Source organism: Roseiconus nitratireducens (assembly GCF_008629675.1).
Classification (GTDB): domain Bacteria; phylum Planctomycetota; class Planctomycetia; order Pirellulales; family Pirellulaceae; genus Stieleria; species Stieleria nitratireducens.
Genome location: NZ_VWOX01000017.1, coordinates 76,761 through 101,829, shown reverse-complemented (window position 1 = coordinate 101,829; position 25,069 = coordinate 76,761). Strand labels below are relative to the sequence as shown.

Genomic DNA, 25,069 nt, shown 5'->3' with positions numbered 1-25,069 from the left:
CATCATGAGCAACACTTCCGGCGAAGTCATCTCCCCACCCGAAAGCGATCCAACATTCGAGCGACGCGGGGTCCTCGGATCAATCATCTGGTTTTGCCTGAACAACAAACTTGTCGTCTTGCTGCTCGTCTTGGCGACGATCGGTTGGGGAGCAATGGTGGCTCCTTTCGACTGGGAGACCGGTGCGTTTCCCCGTGATCCCGTTCCCGTCGATGCCATTCCAGATATCGGCGAGAACCAGCAAATCGTCTTTACCCAATGGATGGGTCGGAGTCCTCAGGATGTCGAGGATCAAATCGGGTACCCGCTGACGGTCGCGCTGTTGGGGATTCCCGAGGTGAAGACCATTCGCAGCTATTCGATGTTCGGCTTTTCCTCAATCTATGTCATTTTCAATGACGAAGCCGACTTTTACTGGTCACGGACTCGCGTCCTGGAAAAGCTGAACAGCCTGCCGGCGGGGACGTTGCCCGAGGGTGTGCAGCCGACGCTTGGACCGGACGCCACCGCGCTGGGGCAAATCTATCTGTACACGCTTGAAGGACGTGATCCAGACGGCAAGCCGACTGGCGGATGGGATCTCCGCGAATTGCGAACCATCCAGGACTACTACGTCCGTTACTCGCTCGCATCGGCGGAAGGCATTAGCGAAGTCGCGTCGATTGGCGGTTTTGTTCAGGAGTACCAGATCGACGTGGATCCCGATGCGATGCGGGCCTCAGGCGTGACGCTGGATGCCGTCTTCAACGCCGTCCGAATGTCCAACGTTGACGTCGGAGCGCGGACAATTGAACTGAACAAAGTGGAGTATGTGATCCGCGGTCTCGGTTTCATCGAACAGGTCGCAGACATTGAGAAGACGGTCGTTAAGGTTTCTGACAACGTTCCAATCACGATCGATGACGTTGCGGATGTGACGTTGGGACCCGCGCTACGGCGGGGCGCTCTGGATAAGGAGGGCGCGGAATCGGTCGGCGGAATCGCCGTGGTTCGCTACGGTTTCAACCCTCTTGCGGCCATCAAGAATGTGAAACAGAGGATTGAGGAAGTCGCCCCCGGATTGCCCACCAAGGTGGTGATCGATTGGACTTCGGTGACCGAACGGGAAGTGCTCCAATGGGCGGCTCGGTATGGTCAGCGCTACGCAGAGGTCTCGCCGGTTGAACAACCTGACGAATACCTGGGATTGCTGCGTGGGGTCCCCCGTGAGAGGTGGCCTGAGTGGATCACCACCAGTCAGGTGACGATCGTTCCGTTCTACGACCGCACCGGTTTGATTTATGAAACGCTGGGGACACTGAATACCGCGTTGTACGAGGAAATCCTTGTCACGATCATCGTCATCCTGGTGATGGTCGTTCACCTGCGAAGTTCGTTTCTGATCAGTGCACTGTTGCCGTTAGCCGTTTTGATGTGCTTCATCGCCATGAAAACGTTTGGGGTGGACGCGAACATCGTTGCGCTTTCCGGCATCGCGATCGCCATCGGAACGATGGTGGATATGGGCATCATCTTGACGGAAAACATCTTAAAATACCTGGACGAAGCTCCCGAAACGGAGGATCGCTTGGTGACGGTGTTCAAGGCGTCCAATGAGGTCGCCGGGGCCGTCGTCACCGCGGTGACCACGACGGTCGTCAGTTTCTTGCCCGTGTTCACGATGATCGGGGCGGAAGGAAAGCTGTTTCGCCCGTTGGCGTTTACAAAAACGTTTGCGTTGTTGTCATCGGTCGTGGTTGCATTGACCATCATTCCGCCTGCCGCACACGTTCTGATGGGATGGCGAAGCAAGAAACAGCCAGTGAATCTCCGGTATCGAGTGGTGGCCAAGTGGATCCTGTTGGGTGCGTTGATCCTGGCCGGATTGCTGGCGGCTTTCTTGTTGACCTGGTGGATCGGGGCGATCGTGGTTGGCATCGCGGTGCACAAGGGCGTGGAAGACAGGATCCCTTCGGCGTGGAATCGATTCGTCACGGTGGCGGCCAGTGGCCTGGCCGTGTTCATCGTCGCAGTGTTGCTGGCATCCGAATGGCTGCCCTTGGGGCCGCAGCAGGGATTGATGCTGAATCTGCTGTTCGTCGCTCTGCTGATCGGCGGGCTGCTTGGTTTCTTCAGTCTGTTTCAGCGGTACCTGTATGAGCCGCTGCTTCGTTGGAGCTTGCGGAACAAGATGTTGTTCCTCTGCATCCCCGCTTTGTTTTTGCTGTTAGGGGGCTGCTCGTGGCTGGGATTCAGCACGCTGTTCGGGTTCGTCCCCAGAGCCGTCGGCGTGGTGGGGATCTCGCCGTCGTCCGTTCGCGAATCTGGGCCCTGGAAATCTGCGTCGTCGATATTTCCGGGATTGGGCAAGGAGTTCATGCCTCCCCTTGATGAAGGCTCGTTTCTTTACATGCCCACGACCATGCCGCACGCCTCGATTGGGGAAGCGATGGACGTTTTGCAGTTGCAAAACCAATTGCTGGCGTCCATTCCTGAAGTCGAGTCCGTCGTCGGGAAGATTGGTCGTGCCGACACGCCGCTTGATCCGGCACCCGTGTCGATGATCGAAACTTATATCACCTACAAATCGGAATACAGAACGGACAAGGACGGCAACCGACTGTACTTTCGCTACGACGAACAGGCGGGCGATTTTGTCCGTGACGAACGGGGGGAATTGATCGAAGACCAAGACGGTCGGCCCTACCGGCAGTGGCGCGATACGATTCGGTCCGCCGACGACATCTGGCAAGAGATCACGCGTGCCGCGGAGATCCCCGGAACCACGTCGGCACCGAAGTTGCAGCCAATTGCCGCACGCATCGTGATGCTGCAAAGCGGAATGCGGGCACCGATGGGGATGAAGATCAAAGGACCGGATCTGGCAACGATTGAGTCGGTGGCGCTGCAGATGGAAGCCTTGCTCAAGCAGGTGCCCACCGTGCAATCATCCGCCGTGATCGCCGATCGAATTGTTGGAAAGCCCTATTTGGAGATCGACATTGATCGTGATGCGATCATGCGTTACGGGCTCCATATCCGGGACGTTCAGGATGTGATTGAGGTCGCGATCGGCGGTCGGCAAATCACGACGACCGTCGAAGGCCGGGAGCGGTTTCCGGTGCGGGTGCGGTACGCCCGAGAGCTGCGTGACGACATCGAGTCGATCGAGAAAATCATTGTTCCGACGCCGACAGGTCAGCAGATCCCTCTGGGCCAACTATCGAAGATCCGTTACGTGCGCGGCCCCCAGGTCATCAAAAGTGAAGACACGTTCCTGCTCGGTTATGTCTTGTTTGACAAAGTCACCGGCGCAGCAGAAGTGGATGTGGTTGAGGACGCGCAAGCGTTCCTGCAAGAAAAGATTGCCAGCGGTGAGCTGATGTTGCCGGCCGGAGTCAGCTACACCTTTGCAGGGAACTATGAGAATCAGATTCGATCGCAGAAGACACTGGCGGTCGTGCTGCCGCTTTCGCTCGGAATCATTTTTTTGATTCTGTATCTTCAGTTTCGCTCCGCGATTACCACCAGCCTTGTCTTCAGCGGGATTTTGATCGCGTGGGCCGGCGGCTTCATCATGCTGTGGCTTTACGGTACCGATTGGTTTCTAAACTTCGATCTGTTCGGAACAAGCATGCGGGAGCTGTTTCAAGTCGGGACGATCAACCTGAGTGTTGCCGTCTGGGTCGGATTCCTGGCACTCTTTGGAATCGCCAGCGACGATGGGGTCGTCATCGCGTCGTACTTGGACGAAAGTTTCCGCAAAGAACGCATCACCGATGCCAGTCATGCCAGAGAAGCCACCGTCGCGGCGGGCTTGCGACGGGTACGGCCCTGCCTGATGACGACGGCAACGACGCTGCTGGCGTTGATTCCGGTGCTGACGTCGCAGGGGCGTGGGAGTGATATCATGGTGCCAATGGCCATTCCCAGTTTCGGCGGGATGGCCATCGAGATCATCACCATGCTGGTCGTACCGGTGCTGTATTGCTCCGTCATGGAATGGAAATTGAAGCTGGGGATCGAGGATGAGAAGTTCGCCCCACGCGCATCGGAGGTCGGTGGTGAGATGCTGTAGGAACGTTCGGCAAAGCAGGCGGGATGGTGCAGGTTGATCTCGAGTGTTCGCACTTGCGCTGATGCCATCTACTTTGGCGGGGAGGGGCGGTTTTCACTTTGCCTTTCGTCACAGCAAGCATTGAGCGTCAAGTTGGCGAGCGTCAAGTTGGCGACCGCCAGCAAGGATTGGTTGGCTTCTCCGTGCAGTTCGACCAATGACCAACGTGCAACGCACGCGTTTCATGGTGGGCTGTCAGTATCCGTCGCCCGCTATTTACCCCCGGAGGGTATCGATAGAATGGCGTGAATGGATCCCAACCGTCAGCAGCCTGCCGACTCATTCGTCTCACCTGCGCTGGTTCAGTCCGCGGCCGGTGGTGATCGCTCGGCCCAACGCGAAATCTACGAAAGGACTTGCGATCTCGTTTTCCGGTTGCTGGTCCGCATGGTCGGAAGACAAGAGGGAGAGGACCTGACCCAGCAAGTCTACGTCCAGGCGTTCACGAAACTGGAGCAATTCCAGGGGACGGCAAAGTTCGAAACTTGGCTGTATCGCATTGCCAGGAACGAAGCCTTGCAGCATCTCCGGCGACAACGCGTCCGCAAGACCGTTCCGATCGAGATTGAACCCACGACGCGAAGTGAACCGACGATCGAGCAGAAAGAAATCGCGGAACGTTTGCAGGCGGCGCTCCGGCAACTCGACCCCGAGCTGAGCACAATCATCAGCTTGAAGGAAGACGGCGGACTGTCCTACAAAGAAATCGCCGAAGCGGCCGGCATCCCCGAGGGCACCGTCGGATCGCGGCTCAATCGGGCAAGGCGGGAGCTAGCAAAACTGCTCAAAGCCGAAGACCGTTGATTCGGTTGCGATCGCCCTCACTCGCTGAATGGACAGCCCACGGTACGGTCAATCTGGGCGACGGAACCGGCCAGGCTGGCTTCGATTCGAGCCAATTGAGTTTCGAACATCAACAGTTCACGGTAGGTTTCGATCAGCGTGAAGAAGTCCGTGCGTTCGCCGCGATAGTCGGCGATGGCCAGCTTGAGCGTGTCTTCGGTTCGGGGAACGATTCGCTCCCGATAGATGTCTCGCTGCTCGATCAAGGCATCGGCCTGGGCCATCAACCGACGAAGTTTCCCATAGATCTCGTCGCGTGTAGCTTCCAGACGACGTGTGGTGCTGGCGGTTCGATGCCCTGCTTCGCGGATGCCGGCGTTGATTTTTTCTCGCCAGATCGGAAGTGTGGTGCCAAAGGTGAAGCTGAGGTTGTCGTGGCCGTTGGCGACGGGGCTAATCACATCGTTGTTGTCATTGACCAGCCCCCAATGCACGCCAACGTTGAAGTCGGGGTACTGCTGCAGGCAGGCGAGTTGCTGCTTTTCTCGATCGCGTTGAATCTCCCAGCTCAGTCCTCGCAGAGATGGATTGCACTGTTCGGCCAGCGCGATCAGCGATTGGATATCCGTCGGGCTTGCTGAGGCGTCCAACTCCGCGGTCGTTTCGGGAATCAGACCCACGGGCTGCTGCAGTAACGCGGCCAGGTCAGCTTGCGCGACCGCCTTCTGTTTTCGCAGGTTGACCAGCTGGTCATCCAGGCGATCGTTCTCAAGTTGGGCGCGAAGCACATCTTGTTGGGAACCGCCTGCTTTGTAGCGAGCCTCGGCAACCTCAGTCAGATCGTCAACCAGCAACTTGGTTTCTTCCAGGATTTCGATGGCTCGCGTGTTGAACCAAACTTCGTAGTAGGCCAGACGAACCGATTCCGTGATCTCCCGCTCAATCGCCTCCACTTCGGCCTGAGCGATTTGGACTTCGCGACTGGCGACCCTGGCTTTGGATCGCAGTTTCTCCGGATACGGAATCTGCTGATTCAGCGACATTTGATTTCCGATCCGGCCGGCAGCGGTTTGCAACGCCTGGTCGTGCAGGGGCCAAAAGGTGTTGCTGAAGCTCGGGTCAGGCAGCGCTCTGGCTTGAGGGATCACATTGGTGGCGGCGGCGACGCGCTGTCGGGCCGCTTGGATCCGAGGATGGCTTGCAAGGGCTTGGCTGACCAAGGCTTCGATCGGCTGTCCTTCGGCACGGACCATGTTGGATGGCTCGTTTTGACCGGCGGCTGAGATCGGCTGTTCATCGCCGGGGGCATCAAGAGTCGGGATCGGCGCTTCCTGGCTGACCAATGTTCCGAACTCGGTTGCCTTGGTCTGGGGATCTGATTCGGGGAGGTCAGCGGTGGGGGGCGTCAGGAATCCATCTTCGTAAGTCGCCGGCGCCACTTCAGTCATGAACGGTGCGGCGTTTTCCTCTGGCACGGCGACCTCGCCGTCCGGGCTGCTGGCTCCAACGCGACTGAGCCCCGGATGATTTGCGACCAAATCGCTGTCGGCCGTCAAATCGGTGTTGGCCGCGGAAATGCTTTGAAATTCGTTCCCGCCACCCGGAGCGGTACAGCCGGTGGTGCCACAGGCAAAAGGAGGCACCAGCAGGCCGAGCAGGAGCCAGCTGTGACGGCCAGCTCTCGAAATTCGCGTTTTGGGTGGCCGATCCATGGCAAATCCAGGTTGGCTTGTACAGAATGTTTGTGCTACATCTTGCCCAATCCGCACATTCCTGCTGAACTCGGTGGGCGCATTGTCGATACAGTTCGTATACCGGGTACGGGTATCGTTTTCGGAACAACGACGTGGCCAACTCTCGCTTAATTCGCATTCTCGTCAGCCTTTGCCTGATCGCGGCGACCATCATCCAGCCGTTTTCGGTTGGTGCTGCGCTGGCGGGGTGCCAGGCGGCACCAGTGGCTGCCGATGCGGATCATCAATGCGAGGGTTGTGGCCACTGCGAGGTTTCATCGCCCGGCGAACTCTGTGGATGTTGCAGCGGCGGTCAAAAAGAAGACGAGCCCGCCTGCTGTCGAGGCGATTCGCCTAGTGCGGAGCCGGCGGCGGAAGTCGATCCAATTTTCGGAGAGCTTTCGGAGCTCGTTCCTGAGGCGGACGAGCCTGAGTCGGACGACATCCATTCCACTTGGGTCGCTGGCGCGAATGCCCCTGCCCTGGCTGGCGTCTGTTTGTGTTCTCTGCGATCTCAGCCATGCGGGCCAGTTTCGCCTCGCACTCCATTGAGCAGAGAAGCGGACGTTCAGGAATGGGCGTGTTGCCACAGCCCACCAGTGCCTCATCACCGGGGCGCAAGCAACGCCCTGGGATCTGGCGTCTTTGATTTCTGGGAACACCTGCCGCTGGATTCACAGCGCTATCTTTGTGTTTGGCGGTTGTAGCGTTACTTAGCCGACCGGTCCGAAAGGGACACTGTCTGGCTCTCTATCGCATGCGCTGGGCGCCGGTTGCAAATCCGCGCTTTAGGTCGCTGCCGTCATCAGACGGCGAAGAATTCGCGCTCTGACGAGCGTCGCGACGCGCCTCCGGATTGAATCGAGCGGCGACCAGGTTTGGCGTTGAACCGCGCAATGCAATGTCCTTTCACCTGATCGCGTTGCTTTCCTGGTGAAGTCTTCCCGCATTTTTTGGGATCCCCTGTTAGACGAAGTGAATGGAATCAGCACATTTGGCAATTAGAAACCATGACTGAGAAATCGAATTCGAATCCCGAGAGTCTCAGCGCCGGCGTCGACCCGCGAAAGCAGTCGTCCGTCGAAGGATTCTCGAAGCAGGAAGGGGAACCTGCCGAACCGTCGAGCGAAGCGCGGGGTTCAGCGAGCGAAGCGCAGGGTTCATCGAGCGAAGCGAGCGTGTCTGAAACCGTGCCGGGCGAATCAGCTCATTCAAGTGGAGCCGACCGGTTGGCTTCACCGCCCGATTCCAAAGTTCGCGAGTCGCTGCACGGCCGTCGATGGCTGGTTCGAACCGCGATCCAGTCTGTTGCGGTGATCGCTGTCGTCGCGATCAGCCTGTTTCTTTTGGGGCTTGCTCAGAAAACCGGCTGGCTGAGTCCCGGTGACGGTGGAAGCGGCACCGCATCAAAGAAGTCGGGCGATTCATCGGAGACACGTTACATCTGTCCAATGATGTGCACGCCACCGTCGACCGAATCGGGGCGGTGCCCGGTGTGTGCGATGGAACTGGTTGAGGCCACCGCTGACTCGGGTGGAGACGGAATCTCCGTTTCGATTGAGCCGGCGGCGCGCCGCCTGGTTGGGATTCAGACCGGCGTATCGAAGCTGGGGGAATTGAACCGAACGATTCGCACCATCGGGATGATTGAGTTCGATGAAAGTCGGTTGTCAACGATCTCCGCGTACATCGACGGTCGGCTGGAGAAGATGTTTGCGAACTACGTTGGGGTCAAGGTCAACGAGGGTGACGACTTGGCACTGATCTACAGCCCCCAACTGTTTACGGCGCAGACAGAATTCATCACCAGCCTTCAGAACAAAGGAAAGGTCGGAAGGTTTCAAATCGACAGCAGCGATCTTTCGGCTGTGGCGAGGGACAACCTTTCCGAATTGGGAATGACCGATCAACAGATCGACGAGCTCGTCGAGACCGGGAAGCCTCAATCGCGGATTCACATCAAGTCAACGCAGAGCGGAACGGTCATCGAGAAAGCTGCCGTCGAGGGAGATTACGTCAAAACCGGACAGAAGATTTTTCGTGTTGCCGATTTGAGTACCGTCTGGCTGATGCTCGACTTGTTTCCGGACGACGCGGCCGCAATCCGCTTCGGTCAACAGATCGAAGCGGAAATCGAATCAAAGCCGGGCGAAGTCTTCACCGGACGGGTGGCGTTCATTGATCCGACGGTCGACCCGAAAACACGAACCGTCAGTGTCCGCGTCGAAATCCTGAACTTCGACGGTCAATTGCGGCCCGGGGACTACGCAACCGCCACGGTGACCGTGCCAGCGCTGCCGACGACTCGAATTTACGATCCGGCGTTGGCCGGCAAGTACATCAGCCCGATGCACCCTCAGGTCATCCGGGACCAGCCGGGCGATTGCCCGCTTTGCGGAATGCCGTTGGTGCCCACGTCGCAGTTGGGCTATTCCACGGAACCTCTTCCTGAGCAACGCGTGGTCACGGTGCCGCGAGATGCCGTGCTGATGGCCGGCCAACACGCGGTGATCTATGTCGAGACGGAGCCTGGGCGGTTCGAGATTCGGCGAGTCACCGTGGGGCCGATGAGCAAACGCGAAGCCGTCATCGTGGAAGGGCTCAGTGCCGGCGAAACCGTGGCAACCGGTGGGAACTTCTTGATCGATTCGCAAATGCAGCTCGCGGGCAATCCGTCCCTTCTGGATCCGAGCAAGGCAACCGAATTTCCGCCGGGTCCGCTGGAACTGCCGGCGACCAGCCCGCAGCTGCTGGCCGGTGAAATCGGTGCGAGGTTTGATGAAACGTACAACGCCTACTTTGAGATTCAATCCGCGATGGCTTCCGACCAGACGCCGCCGCCGGTCGCGCTGAACCACATGATCGAAGGCATGCGTGAATTGGAGATGTCGTCGGCAGTGCCCGATGAGGCACAACGTCGATTCGCCGCGGCGCGACGGGCGGCGGGGCGAATGGATGGCTCTTTGGAGACGGCCCGCGCCGCTTATCGCACCGTCAGCCGTGCCCTGCTGCTGGCGGCAATGGTTGCGCGAGGTCCCCAGACCGCGGAAAGACTGGTTCACTTCTATTGCCCGATGGTCCCCGGCGGTGGCGGGGACTGGATGCAGCCCGAAGGGGAGCTGGCCAATCCGTATTGGGGAAGCGAAATGCTGCGGTGCGGTGAGCTCGTGGCGGAGTTGGGAGTGCCGGAATTGGGAGAACTGAGATGAATGCACGAATTCGATTCGCGTCTTCCCTTCAGCGGTCGCGTTGCTCCATTTGCCTTTCCAGAGGGCGCTGGTATCTACCCAAGTCACTTCATGCTCCCGCTTGGACGCCGTGCAGCTTTCCGAGCCAGGAAATGACGTGCTTTTCTGGAATTTACCCTCCCTCCGGGAGGGTCAAAGGCGAGGTACGAGCCTTTGGGGAGGGTGTCTTCAAGAACCCGCTGAAATCAATCGCGCCGGACATGCCCTCCCCGCGTCGTCGCAAGCTCCTCCGCGACCCTCCCGGAGGGAGGGTGAAGCAAAGCTGCACACGCGACCTTTGTACTGGGAGGAAACGATGCTTAGCCTCCTGATCCGTTTTTGCACCAAAGAACCTTGGCTGGTTGTGCTGCTGACCATCGCGATCAGTGTTGCCGGTTGGTTCAGTTTCAAGTCGGTTCCGATCGACGCGATTCCGAACGTGGGCGAAAACCAGGTGATCGTTCTGACACCTTGGCCGGGACGCTCACCCAAGGACATTGAAGATCAAGTCACGTATCCGCTGAGTGTTTCTCTGCTTGCCGTGCCCGGGGCCGAATCGGTTCGCGGGAAAAGCATGTTCGGCTACAGTTTCGTTCAGGTGACGTTCAAGGACGAGATTGATTTCTACTGGGCCAGGAGTCGCGTTTCGGAACAGTTGGGAACGGCGGCTTCCCAGCTTCCCGACGGTGTTGTCCCGCAACTTGGGCCGGACGCGACGGGACTCGGGCAGATCTACTATTACACGCTGGTCCCGCCTCAGACGCGTGAGGGTCAGCCCGCGGAATCCGGCATGACGCTGGCCGAGCTTCGTAGTCTTCAAGACTTTGTCGTCAAATACGAACTGCAAGCCGTTGAGGGCGTGAGCGAAGTCGCGTCGATTGGAGGCTATGTTCGCCAATATCAAGTCGAAGTCGACCCGGACAAGCTGCGGTTCCACGCCGTGACACTGGATCAGCTGGCGATGGCGATCCGGGGATCCAATCTGGATGTGGGCGCCAAAACGGTGGAAACGACCGGGATGGAGTTCATCGTCCGCAGCAAAGGCTTTCTGGGGTCGGACGGCGGCGTCGAGAAGGCCATTGAGGACATCGAGGAGACGGTGATCCTGCAACGTGATGGGGTCCCCGTCCACGTCAAAGACGTCGCGGCGGTCCAGATCGGGCCTGATTTTCGTCGGGGAGCTTTGGACTACAACGGCGCGGAAGCTGTTGGTGGAGTCGTCGTGATGCGCTACGGGGAGAATCCGCGTGTGGTGATCGACCGGGTCAAAGACAAGATCGCGGCGATCACCCCTTCGTTGGGCGGAGTGACGATCAACGGCGTCTATGATCGCAGCGGTTTGATCGATGAAACGATGGCCACGCTGACACACGCGCTTCGCGACGAGATCATCATCACGGCGATCATCATCCTGCTTTTCCTGTTGCACATTCGCAGCAGTTTTGTCGTTGCGATTTGTCTTCCCGCAGCCGTGTTGATGTCGTTTATCGCTATGCGTTTTGTTGGCGTCGATGCCAACATCATGTCACTGGCGGGGATCGCGATCGCCATCGGGACCATGGTCGACATGGGGATCATCGTCAGCGAAAACATCTACCAACACCTTTCGGATTGGGAAACGGAATCAGACGCAAGGTCCGGGGATCAGCCCAGCCGGACCGAGGTGGTTCACAATGCGGCGATCGAAGTGGCACCAGCGGTCGTCACAGCGGTCGCGACGACCATCGTCAGCTTCCTGCCCGTGTTCTTTTTGACGGGCCGGGATTACAAGCTGTTCTCGCCTTTGGCTTACACGAAGACGTTTGCAATTGCCGCGGCGATGATCACCGCGGTCACAATCGTCCCGGCATTGTGTCGCCTGATGTTGAAGAGCGCCCGCGGCACCCGTCTGGTCGCAGCGATTGCCGCTGTTGCGCTGGCGACACTGTTCGCCGGCTTGTCGCATTTTATGTGGGGGCCGCGTTTGGCGGGCTACCTGGCGATTCCGCCGTGGGCCGTGACGACCTTGGCAGCTGCCCTGGGCAGCATTGCGGGTTGGCAGCTGATGCGCGAACGGATCAAGCCGATCGAAGAAATTCCGTCCAGCCGACTTGTCCGGTGGGTCTACGCAGCACGACTTCGGCACGCGTTGAATCACAAAGTCGTTGCACTCTCCTTTCCGACGTTGCTGTTGCTGCTTGGCTTGGGAGCGTGGATCGGACTTCCCACGGTGCTCAAGCCTGTTGAACGCGTGGCCGCCGTATTCGGCGCGGACCTGAACGAATTCCCCGGTTACGTCGATGCGAAGCACACTTTCACCGGGCTGCAAAGCGACGACTGGATTGCGCTGGACGAAGGAAGCTGGTTCTACATGCCGACACTCTATCCCGCGGCGAGTTTCTCGCAGGCGATGCAGGTGTTGCAGACTCAGGATGTCCTGATCGGCCAAATCCCGGAAGTCAAAGACGTTCTTGGCAAGATAGGACGCGTCGAATCCGCATTGGATCCTGCTCCAGCGGCAATGGTTGAAACGTACGTGATGCTGAAGCCGGAAAGCGAGTGGCGCCCCGGCGTGACCGCTCGTGACGTCTGGGACGAGATCAATCGTGTTGCCACGCTTCCGGGGGTGACGCCGGCGTCGGCTTTGCAACCGATCGAGGGCCGCGTGGTGATGCTGCAATCGGGGATCAAGGCTCCGATGGCGATTCGAGTCTATGGGAACGATCTGGATGAGTTGTCGAGGGCGGCGATGGATGTCGCCGGTGAACTAAAGAAATCACCTTACATCAATGCCGGTACGGTCAACCCCGACATCGTCTTGGGGAAGCCTTACGTGGAGTTCACGGTCGATCGCAAGGCGGCGTCGCGCTACGGGATGAGTGCGGCGATGGTCAACCAGGTGATCGAGACGGCTCTGGGTGGAATGAATCTGATCAAAACCGTCGAAGGACGGGAGCGGTATCCCGTCCGGTTGCGCTACCATCGGGATCTCCGTGAACAAATTGACGGTCTGAAACGACTTCCGGTCGTCACCCACAGCGGGGCGGTGGTACCGCTGGAAAAGCTGGCATCGCTTGAAACCACTTGGGGGCCGGGAGCCATCAATAGCGAGAACGGACGACTTGTCGCGCACGTTTCGTTCATGACCAACGGCGCTGCCGGCGACCTTGAAAGCGTCGAAGCGATCGAGGAGCAATTGCGAGTTGCACAGAGCTCTTCACCGGGGAATCCGGATCGCCTTTCTTTGCCGCCAGGGTACTCGCTGGAAGCAGTGGGAAGTTTTCGAAATCAAATCGAAGCCAATCGGCGGCTGATGTGGATCATTCCCTTGGTCATCTTCATCAACTTGTTGCTGATCTATTTCGAATTTCGCAACCTTCCGATCTCCCTGGCCGTCTTCACCGGCATTCCCGTGGCTTTTGCCGGCGGGATGATTGCCGTGGCTTGGATGGAGGTGGAATTGAACACGGCGGTCTGGGTCGGATTCATTGCGCTGTTCGGACTGGCCGTTGACGACGGTGTGGTGATGGCGACCTACATTCATCAGCGATTGAGCCGGACGAAGATCGACTCGGTGCAGGATCTTCGGGAAACCATCTATCAAGCGGGATTGAAGCGAATCCGCCCCTGCATGATGACGACGGTCACCACCCTGGCGGCACTGGTTCCAGTTCTGCTTGCGTCCGGACGCGGGGCCGATGTCGCCAGAGCCATGGCGCTTCCGGTGTTCGGGGGCATGCTTGCCGAACCATTCACATCATTCATTGTTCCGACGCTGTACGCGGCTTACCTGGAAACCAAGTTGCGTTTGGGATTCAAGGATCCACTTTGGAACGAAGGCGAACTCCAATCAGAGGAGGAACTCTCGATCGCCGCATAAAAGTTTTTTGAAGGTCGTGAAGAACGGCTTTCCCAAGGCATCCAATCTGACACACATCAACGACGGGCATAACGGAGTGCCCGGCTTGTTTACCGAAGGAGAAAGTATGCGTTACTCCCCAATCCTCACCGTATGGATCGCGATTGTGACCGCAAGCGTTCTGCCCGCGCAAGGGCAGCACGCCGGCCACAACCACACCATGTCCTCCGCCCACGCGGAACCTTCGTCGGCTCGAGTGGGCCCCCACGGTGGCAGCATTAAAGTTGCCGGCGATTTACAAATCGAGACGGTCGTTGACCAAAGCGGCATTCAAATGTTTGCATTTGACCGGCAGGGAGCACCTGTTTCAGTGGATCGCGGCCGCGGTGCAGCAATCCTGCGGGTCGAAGGAAACGCGAAACGATACCGCTACGACTTGTTGCCCGACGGGAAGGGCGGACTTCTCGCTCCCGTAAATCTGTCTCAAATTGCCGGTCGACAGATTGAGGTCGACGCCCAGCTTGTCGGCATCGGTGCAGCAGGCGTTCGATTCAACGAAGTCGCAACCGTGCCGGCCAGTGACGCCCAATTGGCAGCCGGGGCAATCGCGAGGCAGAAAATTTGCCCGGTGAGCGGCAAACCGTTGGGAAGTATGGGGGAACCGGTCGGCGTTGAGGTCCAAGGTCGGACAATCTTCGTGTGCTGTGCCGGCTGCGTCGATGCCGTCAAAGCCGATCCCGCGAGGTACACCTCGGGACGACCCGAAATCCACGTCGCGGTGGCGACGGCTGCCGATGCTCCGGCAATCGCCAAACAAAAGGTATGCCCCGTCATGGATGAGCCGCTCGGTGGAATGGGGACTCCGATCAAGGTGACAGTAGGCGACAAGCCGATCTACTTGTGTTGCAAAGGCTGCATCAAAAAGGTGCAGGCAGAGCCGGCCAAGTACCTGGCGATGGTTTACGGCGACAGTTCGTCGGGATCGGATTCCAAAGCGGAGAAACATTCCGGGCAGATGACCGTGTCGGTCGTGCGCACCACGCCAGCAGACGCGCCTTTGATCGCAGCGCAGAAAACCTGTCCGGTGATGGATGAACCATTGGGCAGCATGGGTGGTCCGGTCAAATTGATGGTGGGTGGCAAGCCGATCTTTCTCTGTTGCCGCGGCTGTATCAAGAAAGTCGAAGCGGAACCCGCAAAGTACATGGCAATGGTTGATGGAAACCGATCCGGCGGCAGTGTGCCTTCGGGAACCGAACAGGTCCGCGAAGGCATTTACAAAGTTTCCGCGGCGGACGCGCCGTACATTGCGGCCCAGAAGAAATGCCCGGTGATGGACGAGCCGCTGAATGCCATGGGTGGCCCCTACAAGGTGAATGCCAATGGCAAAGCGATTTACATCTGCTGTCCCGGTTGTGCCAAGCGGATTGCAGCCGACCCCGACAAGTACCTGGCCATTCTGAACGGCCAAGGTGTCTCCGCACCGATGATCCGGTAGTGGACGATCAAAAGCCAAGGCGAAGGTCGCTTCGCCTTCCGACCCGCGGGGGCGGTGTCTGGGCGGATTCGCTCCGGCGATGAAGTCAACACGCCGCCCCTGCCCTTTTTCTGAAGAAGCTCCTTACGGAACTCAGGGCGGCTTGCCGGTGATTCCTGTTCAATTGAATCCGGGAATGCGGGGGGATATCATTTGGCGATTTGAGGTGCCGGCGGTGCCCAGTTTCCTTCGATGATTTGCCAACCCGGCAAGTAGCAACGGACGACGTAGTTCCAGCCGTCGGTGATGGGCAGGTGATTGCTCGCTTTCGAGTCACCGCCAAAATGAATGACCACCGTGCCGTCATCCTCACGTTTCGCAGTGACGCTGTTGTAGGAGTACGCGTTCTGGTCATTCGGCGTGAAGAAACCGTCTTTGTTGTACACCGTGACTGACCAAAACGCTTCCACCGGAACGTCTTTGGGCATGGTCAACGTGTAAGCGGTGTTGCCGTCATTCTTTTCGGGGGCGACGTTGAAGTACATTGCCCCACGTTGCGGATTCCCGCCCCAGCCCGCGGCGGACCCGATCAAATGCTCAATCGGATCCACTTCGCCACGGCGTCCGAAAGCGTCGGAAAAGTCTGTCAAAGTCGCAGCCATTTGGTTCAATTGCTGGCGGGTCGCGAGCAGTGATTGCTTGTCCCAGTCAGGAAGCTGCAGGGTACCCGCCGACGCTTGCTTGACCTGGATCGCATCCTGGAGTGCGTGGGCCTTCATCATGTCGTCCGGGTTGTTCGGGTCTGCGAACGTGCGGAACAACAGCATTGCGTACCGCGTGCCGACGGAATCGAGCGTCAATGTCAGTTCCCCGGAGCCGTTTTTAAGAACCGGGTTGTATTCGTCCTCATCGATCACGAGCAGCGACTGAAACCGACCCTTGGAATCTGGCATGACAATCGTCACCGGAGAAACCAGGTCGTACACGCCGAACGAGTAGAGCGTGTCTCGATTGCCGCGAATGGTCGTCTGGTCTTTGACGGAATACGGCTCGCGCATGTGCGCCAGTTTTCCGACACCGCCCATCTTGGCTGCGTAGCTTTGAAATTGCAGGTCCGTCTCGGCACGCGTGTAGTTCAGCACATTGACCGGCTTGCCGGCGAACGCGGGAATGCACACAAGGCAGACAAAGAAAGCAGTTGTCAATCGTAGAACAATCATGACACTCTCCGGGAAAACGATTGGTTAAAGCGGCAAATCAATCATCCACATCCCCAAATTCTATCTTCTGGCGGATCGCTTCTGCAGCAAAACGCGTGACGCGGTCAGGGACGGATGGTGATGTTCCTCGTCAAGGTAGCTCCGGAGCGACGAACTGATCCGTGGTTTCACACGCCGCGTTCAACGAAAGGAGTTTTGCCGGACCGAATTCTACCGAGAAAGGTTGACCCGTTTTGGTCGCAAGAATCGCTGCGTGCCCTGACACGCTGGCGCAGATTAGCGGGGCGGGTTGCCATCGATGCACTTCCCGAGCGACGCTCATGTACAATGTTGCCCGCTACGTTACCGGCCGAAGCGAATTGCTCGGCATTCGCGTTTTGAATGTTCGATCGAGAGGGTCACGATGCTCCGAAACGCCATCTTCTGTTCAGGAATCTTGGCAAGCCTTGCGATCGGCATCGCGGAGGCTCAGGAGACGGCGTCCGCAGGATCGACCCTGAAGGCCGAGGCGACGGAGGCGATGAAGCGGGCCGCCGCCTATTACTACAACAATGTTGCCACCCACGGCGGATACGTTTATCACTATTCGTTGGATCTGAAGGAGCGATGGGGCGAGGGAAGAGCGACGCCAGATCAGATCTGGGTCCAGCCTCCGGGAACTCCGACCGTGGGAATGGCCTATCTGAAAGCCTACCAGGCGACCGACGATGCCTTCTTCCTGCAAGCGGCGGTCGATGCAGCACGGGCGCTGGCCTATGGGCAACTTGAAAGCGGCGGTTGGACCAATTGCATCGATTTCAATCCGCGGGGCGAGCGCTCCGCGAAGTATCGAAACGGTCGAGGGAATGGAAAGAATTACTCGTCTTTGGACGATGGCCAAACGCAGGCGGCACTTCAGTTCATGATTGCCACCGACAAGGCGTTGGGCTTAAAAGCCGATGACATTCACCAGTCGGCAATCATCGGGCTGGATGCACTTCTGGCAGCTCAGTTCCCCAACGGCGGATTCCCGCAAGTCTGGGACGGACCGGTCGAAGCACGTCCGGTCAAACCCGCTCGCTACCCCGATCATGATTGGCGCACCGAAGGTCGGGTCAAAGCGTACTGGGAAATGTACACGCTGAACGACAACGTGACGGGCTACGTTGCGAGGACATTGATCGAGGCGGATCGAGCCTACGATGATCCTCGCCCCAAGAAGGCGCTTCGGAAGCTGGGTGACTTTCTGTTGTTGGCTCAAATGCCGGAGCCTCAGCCGGGATGGGCACAGCAATACAATCAAGAAATGCAGCCCATTTGGGCTCGAAAGTTTGAGCCCCCGGGGGTCTCCGGGGACGAAACCCAAGAAGTCATCGAAACGTTGCTGACGATTCACACGGTGACGGGCGACCGCAAGTACCTCCAGCCGATTCCAAGTGCTTTGGATTGGCTGGAGCGGTCGCAGCTTCCCGACGGTCGCCTGGCACGCTACTACGAATTGAAAACGAATCGACCCCTTTACATGACGCGTCGCGGAGACACTTACTCTCTGACACATGATGATTCAAATCTGCCGAGTCATTACGGGTGGAAGACGGCAAGCCGGATCGATTTGCTTCGCGACCAGTACAAACGACACAGCGCGGCAGGGGCCTCCGTCGCGATGACCAAGGAAGGTATTCCTACTCGGGAAGAGCTGGAATCCATTCTGGATCAACTGGACGATCAGGGTCGCTGGGTCAGCGTGTACGGTGGAGAGCGGCTGATTGGGCAAGCCAAAATGACGCCCGGATCACCGTATCTGGCCAGTGCCGTTTTCAGTCAAAACCTGTCGCGTTTAGCCAATTACGTGTTGAATGTTGAACGCGCTGATTCGACGTCCCAGTCGCGGACATGGCACGACCGGACCGGAAAGTTTTCGATCGAAGCCGAACTGATCCAGGTTCAGGACGCAATCGCGAAACTGAGGCGCGCCGACGGGAAAATCGTGACCGTGCCAATCGATCAATTGAGTGACGCTGACCAGCAGATCCTGAAGTCGACATCGGCCGACGCCCACCGCTAGTTCGCTCAGGAAGCGAAGTCGTCGATCAATCGAATCCCCAGCTTCCAGAAGTTTTATGCCAGGTAGCAAGGAGCGTGGTGAATATGAATCGGCTTTGGAGATCAGCTGTCACGCGATCCGGGCACGTTTCGGCGACAACGCTGATGGTGTGCTTGACATCGGCGGTTGCAATCGGTGTACCCCGTGACGGGCATGCCCAGGGATATCGGGTGGTCAAAGGGTTGTCATTTTCGCAGGCCGACCCGTCGTTGACTCTGGATTTGTACCTTCCGAAAGCGACGTCGGCCCAACCTTGTGTCATCGTGATTCAAGGCGGCGGGTTTCGGCCGCAGAACGGACAGCGATTTCGACCAATCGCCGAGCATTTGGCGTCGCGAGGTTTTTGTTCTGCGCTCATCTCCTACCGGGGGCGACCGCAGCATCACTTTCGCGAGACGCTAGCCGATGTGAAAGACTCCGTTCGATTCGTGCGCCGAAATGGGGCGAAGTATGGGATCGATCCGGATCGAATCGGTGCCGTTGGCCGTTCCGCCGGTGGAACGCTCGCTGCTTTGCTGGCGGTAACGAGCGATGCGGAGGACGACGAGAGCAGAATCCAGGCGGCGGTCGGTCTTGCGGGCGTTTACGACTTCGTCAGCCGGTTCAGCGACGCGGACCAGTTGGAACTGCAACCCGATTACCGGAAAAAGATTGAGAGCAACGGAGAATGGATTGGCGCGGCGTTCTCGCCCTCGCAGGCGGATTGGCGGGAAGCCTCGCCGATCGCTCATGTCGATTCGGAAGACCCGCCGATTCTGTTCTGTCATTCCAAGAATGATTCGACCGTGCCCTGGATTCAATCGGCTGAAATGCATCGCGCCATGCGTCAGGCCGGGGTTTCGTCCGAGCTCAAGATCTTCGAGACGGGAGGACACCGCGTCGCACCCGAGGGGAAGCTTCCGTTGGAGACAATGACGGATTTCTTCAAGCGTCGGCTGTAGAAATGGGGCGATCCTCCCCTCACCGGCGCTTGCCTTTCTTGAAAAGGAGAGCGAAACCAATCGGCACGAACTGCAGTTGCGAAGCAACGCGGCCCCCCTGCCGTCGGCGCAAGTCGACGGAAACAGCGCTGGCATGCACAGCATGCCCTACCGGTCAGTACGAAATCCAACGACTCAAACGCATTCCCGTCACAATGAACGACGACCCGTTTCTTGCTGTTGCCATTGAAGAGGCCGAAATTTCGCTCCGGGACGGCGGAATCCCGATCGGATCGGTTCTGGTGATTGATGACCAGATTGTCGCTCGCGGTCACAATCGCAGGGTGCAACAAGGCAGTGCGATCCTTCATGCCGAAATGGATTGTTTAGAAAAAGCGGGGCGACTGCATGCGAAAGACTATGCGAGGGCAACCCTGTATTCAACGCTTTCGCCTTGTGACATGTGTAGCGGTGCGGCGTTGCTTTATAAAATTCCCAGAATCGTGGTCGGCGAGAATCAGACCTTTCAAGGACCGGAGGAGTACCTGGGAGAACGTGGTGTGAAGCTGACGATTCTGGATGACTCTCGGTGCATTGCTTTGATGAGACAATTCATCCAAGAACGACCGGCTCTCTGGAACGAGGACATCGGAGTCGACTGAGGGCGGCGCTTCGGGGCCTCCGGTTTCCATTGTGGAGCACGGTCCGCGAGCCGACATCGTTCTGGTAAAACGGTGCCGCCGCACCGAGCAGTCGATTCTCGGTGGCTTCCTCCTACGAGAATTCAATGATGCAATGGATCGACAAGCAACGCCTGAAAACGGAAATGTTGGCCGGCACCTTTCTGAATCTCGGGTCGGCCATGACGGCCGAAATCGCTGCTGACTGTGATTTTGACTGGTTGCTGATCGATCTGGAGCATGGCTCCGGATCCTGGTCAGACCTGCGGAATCTGCTGCAAGCCTGCCGGGGCTCACGGTCGGCACCCATCGTCCGGATTCGCTCGGTTGATCCTGACGCGGTGAAGTTCGTGATGGATAGTGGAGCCGCCGGAGTGATGTTCCCTTACGTCAGTTCGGCCGAGCAAGCATCGCAAGCGGTCGCGAGCATGAAGTATCCGCCGGCCGGGCGACGCGGGGTGGCCGGGGTCATTCGGGCGACCGACTATGGCCGCACCTGGAAGGAGTACTTTCAGGAATCGAACGAATGCAGTTTGGTCGTGGTTCAGATAGAGACTCCGGAGGCGGTGGCCGAGGCGGAATCGATCGCGGCGGTGGACGGCGTCGACGTTTTATTCGTTGGACCGTTGGATTTATCGGTCAACCTGGGGTATCCCGGACAGTTTGATCATCCCGAGATGGTCGCTGCCTTGCAGAGAGTCGTGGCGGCCTGTCAAAAGCATGGCAAGGCGGCGGGGATTTTGACCAAAGCCGGATTGGTGCAACAGCATAAGGATCTCGGATTTCGGCTGATGGCCTACGGATCAGACTCCGGCGCGGTCATTGCGGGGATGCAACAGTTTTTGAACTCACTACGCGGCGGAACCGGCACCGACGGCAGCAAAAGTTGAAGCGATCCGGCGCGGGGCATCGTCTCGCATCGCTCCGGGGACACTACCGAGGCCCTTCTTTTCGTAGCAGTTCGCCGATCTCCTCGAACTCCTCGCACAACAGGTCAAGGACGTCGTCCAGGGTGATCAAGCCCAACAGGTGTTCCTGGTCGTCAACGACCGGTAGTCGACGGTAGGGGCCCGACCGCATGATTCGGATCGCAGTCTCGATGGGGGTGTCTTCGCGGACACTTTCCGGCAACTCCGTCATGATTGCGGCGACTTCCGTCATCGCCGGGTCCAGGCCGCGACCCGCCACTCGAATCGCGATATCGCGGTCGGTCACGATCCCGACGGGTGAGCGATCATCGTCGATGACGACCAGCGATCCGACCCTCCGCTCACCCATTCGATTTGCGGCGTCCTGAACCGATTCGCCAGTCTCAGCAAGATCCACTTCGCGCGTGCAGATTCGACCGACAGACATTTCAATTCCCTCGCTTGATCGGGGCAACAACAGCCGGTCGAAAAACTGCAAACGCGATGCCACAGTCGGAACGTGAGTTGAACTCGCAAACGATCCGCCTGGGTGCGCTCCATGGGCGACTACCGTGCGAAATTGGCCACGGTTGAGACGAGGTCGCACCGTCAAGGCTCGTTGGACATTTGGAACCGGTTTTGCATCCAGAGACAGCGTTGCACCAGAGACAGGCGATGCTGCATCGGGTTGCAGCGTGCCTGTCGCACAAGACCGGTTCGATCGACGTCACTGCCGGAGCATTCTATGAATCGTTTCATTGCTTTGACCGTTCTCGCGATGGTCGCCGGATGCGCTCCGGACCCGAAGTCTGGTAAGGGATTCACTTTGCCTGATGGAGACGCCCAGGCCGGAAAGGCGACTTTCGTTCGCCTGCAGTGCAATGCCTGTCATCGTGTTGAAGGAGTCACTTTTGATGCGGAATCCGCGGAAAGCGATCAAGCGGCTGGAGAGGAATCGGCAAAACGGCGAGAAGAGGCCGTGGTCCTCGGGGGTGAAAAGGCATATGTCGAGACCTACGGGGACTTGGTCACGTCCATCATCAACCCTTCGCACCGGTTCGCCGCCGGGTATCCGGATGACACCGTAAAAACTGATGAGGGAGAATCGCAAATGCGGCTGTACAACGATGTGATGACGGTGACCGAGTTGATTGACCTGGTCACGTTCCTGCAGCAGCATTATCGGGTCCGGATTCCGGACCAGACGCCCTACGTCCCGTACTATTGAAGGTCACATCGGTTTTCGCACGCGATCCACGCTCTGGCGAACGTGGCCACGTATCGTGCCATTCGTAGCTACCGTCGCCAGACGGTGGCGATGAACGTTCCACGCTCTGGCGGGTGTCACGGCGGTTTTCGCACGCGATCCACGTTCTGGCGAACGTGGCCACGTATCGAGCCATTTGTATCTACCGTCGCCAGACGGTGGCGATGAACGTTCCACGCTCTGGCGAGTGTCACGGCGGTTTTCCCACACGATCCACGTTCTGGCGAACGTGGCGACGTATCGAGCAAGTCGTAGCCACCGTCGCCAGACGGTGGCAGTCGCACGTGCGAGCACTTTCCAACCGGATCGTGGAAACAGGCGTTTTTCTCGCGCCCCGCCAGCCTGAATGGCGGAAATCTGACGCGTGTTTGCCGGCGTTTCGCCTCGGTCTCTTTTGTTTCCCCCCAGTTTGAACCAAGATAGGTCTCTGCGCTAGGCTGTTGGATCTCGCAACGACGGGGTACAACCGGATTGCGCTCCGTTGTGCCGGCGTTTTGCTCCCTCCCCCAGATGATCGTTTGAACGATGAAGGTCCGTCATTCTTTGCATCCACACAGGCAATCGGAGCGCCGCGGTCGCCGACGTCGGTTGACCGTCCAGTCTCTGGAAAGTCGGAATCTGTTGGCGTCCTGGATTGCAGAGTTGCCCTCGGAGGTTCAGTTCGCTGCGGTCGCGCAGGGGACCAATGGGTCCGATGTCTGTCTTGCCTATGTTGGCGGCCAACAAGCCGGAACGGCAAAAGTCAACTCGCAAACCACCGATCCGTCGTCAGTGGCACTGACCGACTTTCCGGCATCCATGTTGTTGGAAGCTCCTTTTGTGGTGACCGACGCGGCGGTGACGGAGCTGGGCGATTTGCACGTGGTCGGTTCGGCATTGCCCAGCGCTGAGACGCCGGTCGGACCCATCGCGCCGGCGCGTTGGATCGACCAACAGGCTGCCTTGCTTCCGATCGCTTCCGACGGGGCAGATTCGGCCGGGGTGATTCACGCCGTCGATTCGTCAGGACGCGCCGTGGGCGAAGACGATTTCCTCCCGATCGTGATTGACGGCGAACAGGTCTCGGCGCTGTCGTTGCCGGCCGAGGCCAACGGAGGAGCCGCACTGGACATCAATGGGGAACGAATCGCGGGGGTCGCCGGCAATCTGCCAATGGCCTGGACGTTGGTGGCCGGCGATTGGGTCGCGATGCCGTTGACGCTTTCGGCCGGCGATCTCTCCGGCAAGGCGATGACGGTCTCAAAATACGGGATCGTCGGCGGAGCGGTTGCCCGCGGCGAAGGCGGTGCCGACAAGGTGGGTGTCCTGTGGGGGCGTGACGGAACGATCCTGAAAGAATTCGATCTGCCTGAAGCGGCTGAAGTCACGCACGTCGTCGATTTTTATGCGGCCGTTTCGACGCCGTCGGGCACCCAATTGTTTGACGCACGTACGGGCCAATTGGCGGACCTGGATGACTACCTGCGATTGGTCGGGCAACTGGGGGTCGACGAAACGGCGTTGGATTTGATCGACATGGAATTGAGCGAGGATGGGAAGCAGGTGCTGCTGCTGGTGCGATCGGTCGGCGAACCAACCGGTACGCAGTACGCGGTCAGCCTGGACATCGAAGCGCTGCCGGCGGATTGGCAACATCCCTGGAACCGCTATGACGTCAGTGGGGACGGCAACGTGTCCCCCGTCGATGCGTTGCAAATCATCAATCGCCTGGCTCAGGTGACCGATCCCCGGTTGCCCCCGACCGGAACTCGGATGGCGCCTTACTACGATGTCAGCGGCGACACACGGATTTCGCCAATCGATGCGTTGCAGGTCATCAACCAGATCGCCCGTGAAATCAATTCGTAGGTGATGCAGGCAGCGAAGCCGGGTGAGCGTGGCTAGTTCGTGGGATTCGTAGCTACCGTCGCCAGACGGTGGCGGTCCCGCACGCTCTGCGATCCACGCTCTGGCGAGCGTGGTGACAGGGCTTGCTGAAGCGTCAGGTAACTTCCAGCTCATTTTTGACGGCGCACACGCCGGGTATCCGCCAGGCTGCCTTGGAAGCTGCGGTGCGCTCCCAGGCCGAGTGAACGTGGCCTCGCAAGGTCACCGTGCCGCCGTCGGCATCGACATTGATCTGATTCGCCTCCAACTCGGCGTCCCGAACCAAGGATTGCTCGATCGCATCCTTGATGTCCTGAACTTCGACCCGTTGCTTGATCGTGATCGCATTGGTCACGCCGCGAACTCCCGTCAGGTAGCGTACCGATTCGACGGCGGAATTCCGTTGGTAATAGAAGTCGACTTCGCCCGACAGCGTGACCCAGCCGTCTTCGACCTTGACCTGCAGGTGATCGGGAGCCCAAATGTGCCAGCGAAGAGCCCGCACAGCGGCCTCGGCAATTTCCACATCGCCGCGTTTCTCGGACGATTCCAGGTGGACGTCGATTTCTTCCGCCACGCCGCGGACACCGCGGACCCGCAAAGCCGCCTTCTCCGCCGCGCTCTTTTGGGCGTAATTTGAAACCTGCCCGCTGAGCGTCACCACGCCTTCGTGAACCGCGACGCCGATCCGTTCTGGCGACAATCGGGGTTCCGCCTTCAAGGCTTCCATGACGTCTCTTTGGATCTCAGAGTCGGTTTTTCTGAACATCGATGGGTACTCCCGCAGCCACTGATTCCGGGAACGGACTGAAGCAACGCCGGCTCCCTTGCAAGGCAAATGGCGTACCCGAATGCCCCGGCTTTTGGTTTGGCCGGCCAGACGATCGAAATCGGCCGCGAAACTCCTGGATCGAAAGCATTGCCGCATCCATGCGATGAAAGGCTGAGCGAGGATCGATGTCGGCAGCCAC

General features: G+C 58.6%; 16 protein-coding genes. 11 read left to right on the top strand and 5 right to left on the bottom strand.

From position 1 onward, the window contains the following. Nucleotides 1–4: 4 nt before the first annotated feature. Both FYK55_RS23450 and FYK55_RS23445 read left to right on the top strand, forming a co-directional pair. Nucleotides 5–4,057, top strand: a complete 4,053-nt coding sequence (locus FYK55_RS23450; protein ID WP_150079058.1) for an efflux RND transporter permease subunit — start codon at nt 5–7, stop codon at nt 4,055–4,057. 288 nt (nt 4,058–4,345) lie between these two features. Then, nucleotides 4,346–4,900: an RNA polymerase sigma factor gene (locus tag FYK55_RS23445; protein ID WP_150079057.1), complete on the top strand. Its 555-nt coding sequence runs from the start codon at nt 4,346–4,348 to the stop codon at nt 4,898–4,900. Nucleotides 4,901–4,917: 17 nt separating this feature from the next. On the opposite strand, the gene FYK55_RS23440 is transcribed toward FYK55_RS23445, so the two are convergent. Both FYK55_RS23440 and FYK55_RS29240 read right to left on the bottom strand, forming a co-directional pair. Then, entirely contained in the window at nt 4,918–6,522 is a 1,605-nt protein-coding gene (locus FYK55_RS23440; protein ID WP_235908930.1) for a TolC family protein, read from the bottom strand. Nucleotides 6,523–6,740: 218 nt separating this feature from the next. Continuing rightward, nucleotides 6,741–6,878, bottom strand: a complete 138-nt coding sequence (locus tag FYK55_RS29240; protein ID WP_161604703.1) for a hypothetical protein — start codon at nt 6,876–6,878, stop codon at nt 6,741–6,743. 744 nt (nt 6,879–7,622) lie between these two features. Between FYK55_RS29240 and FYK55_RS23435 the strand changes: the two genes are divergently transcribed. The 3 genes from FYK55_RS23435 to FYK55_RS29815 all read left to right on the top strand — a co-directional run bounded on the left by FYK55_RS23435 (nt 7,623) and on the right by FYK55_RS29815 (nt 15,175). Next, nucleotides 7,623–9,821: an efflux RND transporter periplasmic adaptor subunit gene (locus FYK55_RS23435; protein WP_150079055.1), complete on the top strand. Its 2,199-nt coding sequence runs from the start codon at nt 7,623–7,625 to the stop codon at nt 9,819–9,821. A 334-nt stretch (nt 9,822–10,155) separates the two neighbouring features. Next, nucleotides 10,156–13,698 (top strand): efflux RND transporter permease subunit, encoded by a 3,543-nt coding sequence (locus tag FYK55_RS23430; RefSeq protein WP_150079054.1) that lies wholly within the window; start codon nt 10,156–10,158, stop codon nt 13,696–13,698. Between the two features lie 106 nt (nt 13,699–13,804). Continuing rightward, on the top strand, nt 13,805–15,175 hold the full coding sequence (locus FYK55_RS29815) for a hypothetical protein (protein ID WP_235908928.1): 1,371 nt from the start codon (nt 13,805–13,807) through the stop codon (nt 15,173–15,175). A 188-nt stretch (nt 15,176–15,363) separates the two neighbouring features. On the opposite strand, the gene FYK55_RS23420 is transcribed toward FYK55_RS29815, so the two are convergent. Next, nucleotides 15,364–16,374 carry a DUF1214 domain-containing protein gene (locus FYK55_RS23420; RefSeq protein ID WP_150079053.1) on the bottom strand — a complete coding sequence of 337 codons (1,011 nt, stop codon included), beginning with the start codon at nt 16,372–16,374 and terminating at the stop codon, nt 15,364–15,366. Nucleotides 16,375–16,777: 403 nt separating this feature from the next. Between FYK55_RS23420 and FYK55_RS23415 the strand changes: the two genes are divergently transcribed. The 4 genes from FYK55_RS23415 to FYK55_RS23400 all read left to right on the top strand — a co-directional run bounded on the left by FYK55_RS23415 (nt 16,778) and on the right by FYK55_RS23400 (nt 20,947). Then, nucleotides 16,778–18,418: a pectate lyase gene (locus FYK55_RS23415; RefSeq protein WP_161604702.1), complete on the top strand. Its 1,641-nt coding sequence runs from the start codon at nt 16,778–16,780 to the stop codon at nt 18,416–18,418. A gap of 143 nt (nt 18,419–18,561) precedes the next feature. Next, nucleotides 18,562–19,398, top strand: a complete 837-nt coding sequence (locus tag FYK55_RS23410) for an alpha/beta hydrolase (RefSeq protein WP_161604701.1) — start codon at nt 18,562–18,564, stop codon at nt 19,396–19,398. A gap of 194 nt (nt 19,399–19,592) precedes the next feature. Next, the gene (locus FYK55_RS23405; protein WP_150079050.1) at nt 19,593–20,039 is read left to right on the top strand and encodes a nucleoside deaminase; all 447 of its coding nucleotides are present in this window, start codon (nt 19,593–19,595) and stop codon (nt 20,037–20,039) included. A gap of 101 nt (nt 20,040–20,140) precedes the next feature. Then, a complete protein-coding gene (locus FYK55_RS23400; protein ID WP_161604700.1) occupies nt 20,141–20,947 on the top strand; it encodes an HpcH/HpaI aldolase family protein in 807 nt (268 codons plus the stop codon). A 43-nt stretch (nt 20,948–20,990) separates the two neighbouring features. Here FYK55_RS23400 and FYK55_RS23395 read toward each other — a convergent pair whose 3' ends face one another. Next, nucleotides 20,991–21,413 (bottom strand): CBS domain-containing protein, encoded by a 423-nt coding sequence (locus FYK55_RS23395; protein WP_150079048.1) that lies wholly within the window; start codon nt 21,411–21,413, stop codon nt 20,991–20,993. A gap of 297 nt (nt 21,414–21,710) precedes the next feature. On the opposite strand from FYK55_RS23395, the gene FYK55_RS23390 reads away from it, so the two are divergent. Together FYK55_RS23390 and FYK55_RS23385 are read left to right on the top strand one after the other, a co-directional pair. Further along, a complete protein-coding gene (locus FYK55_RS23390; protein WP_150079047.1) occupies nt 21,711–22,193 on the top strand; it encodes a cytochrome C in 483 nt (160 codons plus the stop codon). A gap of 627 nt (nt 22,194–22,820) precedes the next feature. Then, entirely contained in the window at nt 22,821–24,080 is a 1,260-nt protein-coding gene (locus FYK55_RS23385; RefSeq protein WP_161604699.1) for a dockerin type I domain-containing protein, read from the top strand. A 133-nt stretch (nt 24,081–24,213) separates the two neighbouring features. On the opposite strand, the gene FYK55_RS23380 is transcribed toward FYK55_RS23385, so the two are convergent. Further along, a complete protein-coding gene (locus FYK55_RS23380) occupies nt 24,214–24,867 on the bottom strand; it encodes a BON domain-containing protein (protein ID WP_150079045.1) in 654 nt (217 codons plus the stop codon). Nucleotides 24,868–25,069 lie beyond the last annotated feature (202 nt).

What these genes read in the sequence shown, in the direction of transcription:
- FYK55_RS23410 (WP_161604701.1), top strand. Translation starts at nt 18,562, where the DNA reads ATGGTGTGCTTGACATCGGCGGTTGCAATCGGTGTACCCCGTGACGGG.
- FYK55_RS23445 (WP_150079057.1), top strand. Translation starts at nt 4,346, where the DNA reads ATGGATCCCAACCGTCAGCAGCCTGCCGACTCATTCGTCTCACCTGCG.
- FYK55_RS23405 (WP_150079050.1), top strand. Translation starts at nt 19,593, where the DNA reads ATGAACGACGACCCGTTTCTTGCTGTTGCCATTGAAGAGGCCGAAATT.
- FYK55_RS23450 (WP_150079058.1), top strand. Translation starts at nt 5, where the DNA reads ATGAGCAACACTTCCGGCGAAGTCATCTCCCCACCCGAAAGCGATCCA.
- FYK55_RS23430 (WP_150079054.1), top strand. Translation starts at nt 10,156, where the DNA reads ATGCTTAGCCTCCTGATCCGTTTTTGCACCAAAGAACCTTGGCTGGTT.
- FYK55_RS29815 (WP_235908928.1), top strand. Translation starts at nt 13,805, where the DNA reads ATGCGTTACTCCCCAATCCTCACCGTATGGATCGCGATTGTGACCGCA.
- FYK55_RS23435 (WP_150079055.1), top strand. Translation starts at nt 7,623, where the DNA reads ATGACTGAGAAATCGAATTCGAATCCCGAGAGTCTCAGCGCCGGCGTC.
- FYK55_RS23390 (WP_150079047.1), top strand. Translation starts at nt 21,711, where the DNA reads ATGAATCGTTTCATTGCTTTGACCGTTCTCGCGATGGTCGCCGGATGC.
- FYK55_RS23420 (WP_150079053.1), bottom strand. Translation starts at nt 16,374, where the DNA reads ATGATTGTTCTACGATTGACAACTGCTTTCTTTGTCTGCCTTGTGTGC.
- FYK55_RS23380 (WP_150079045.1), bottom strand. Translation starts at nt 24,867, where the DNA reads ATGTTCAGAAAAACCGACTCTGAGATCCAAAGAGACGTCATGGAAGCC.
- FYK55_RS23395 (WP_150079048.1), bottom strand. Translation starts at nt 21,413, where the DNA reads ATGTCTGTCGGTCGAATCTGCACGCGCGAAGTGGATCTTGCTGAGACT.
- FYK55_RS23415 (WP_161604702.1), top strand. Translation starts at nt 16,778, where the DNA reads ATGCTCCGAAACGCCATCTTCTGTTCAGGAATCTTGGCAAGCCTTGCG.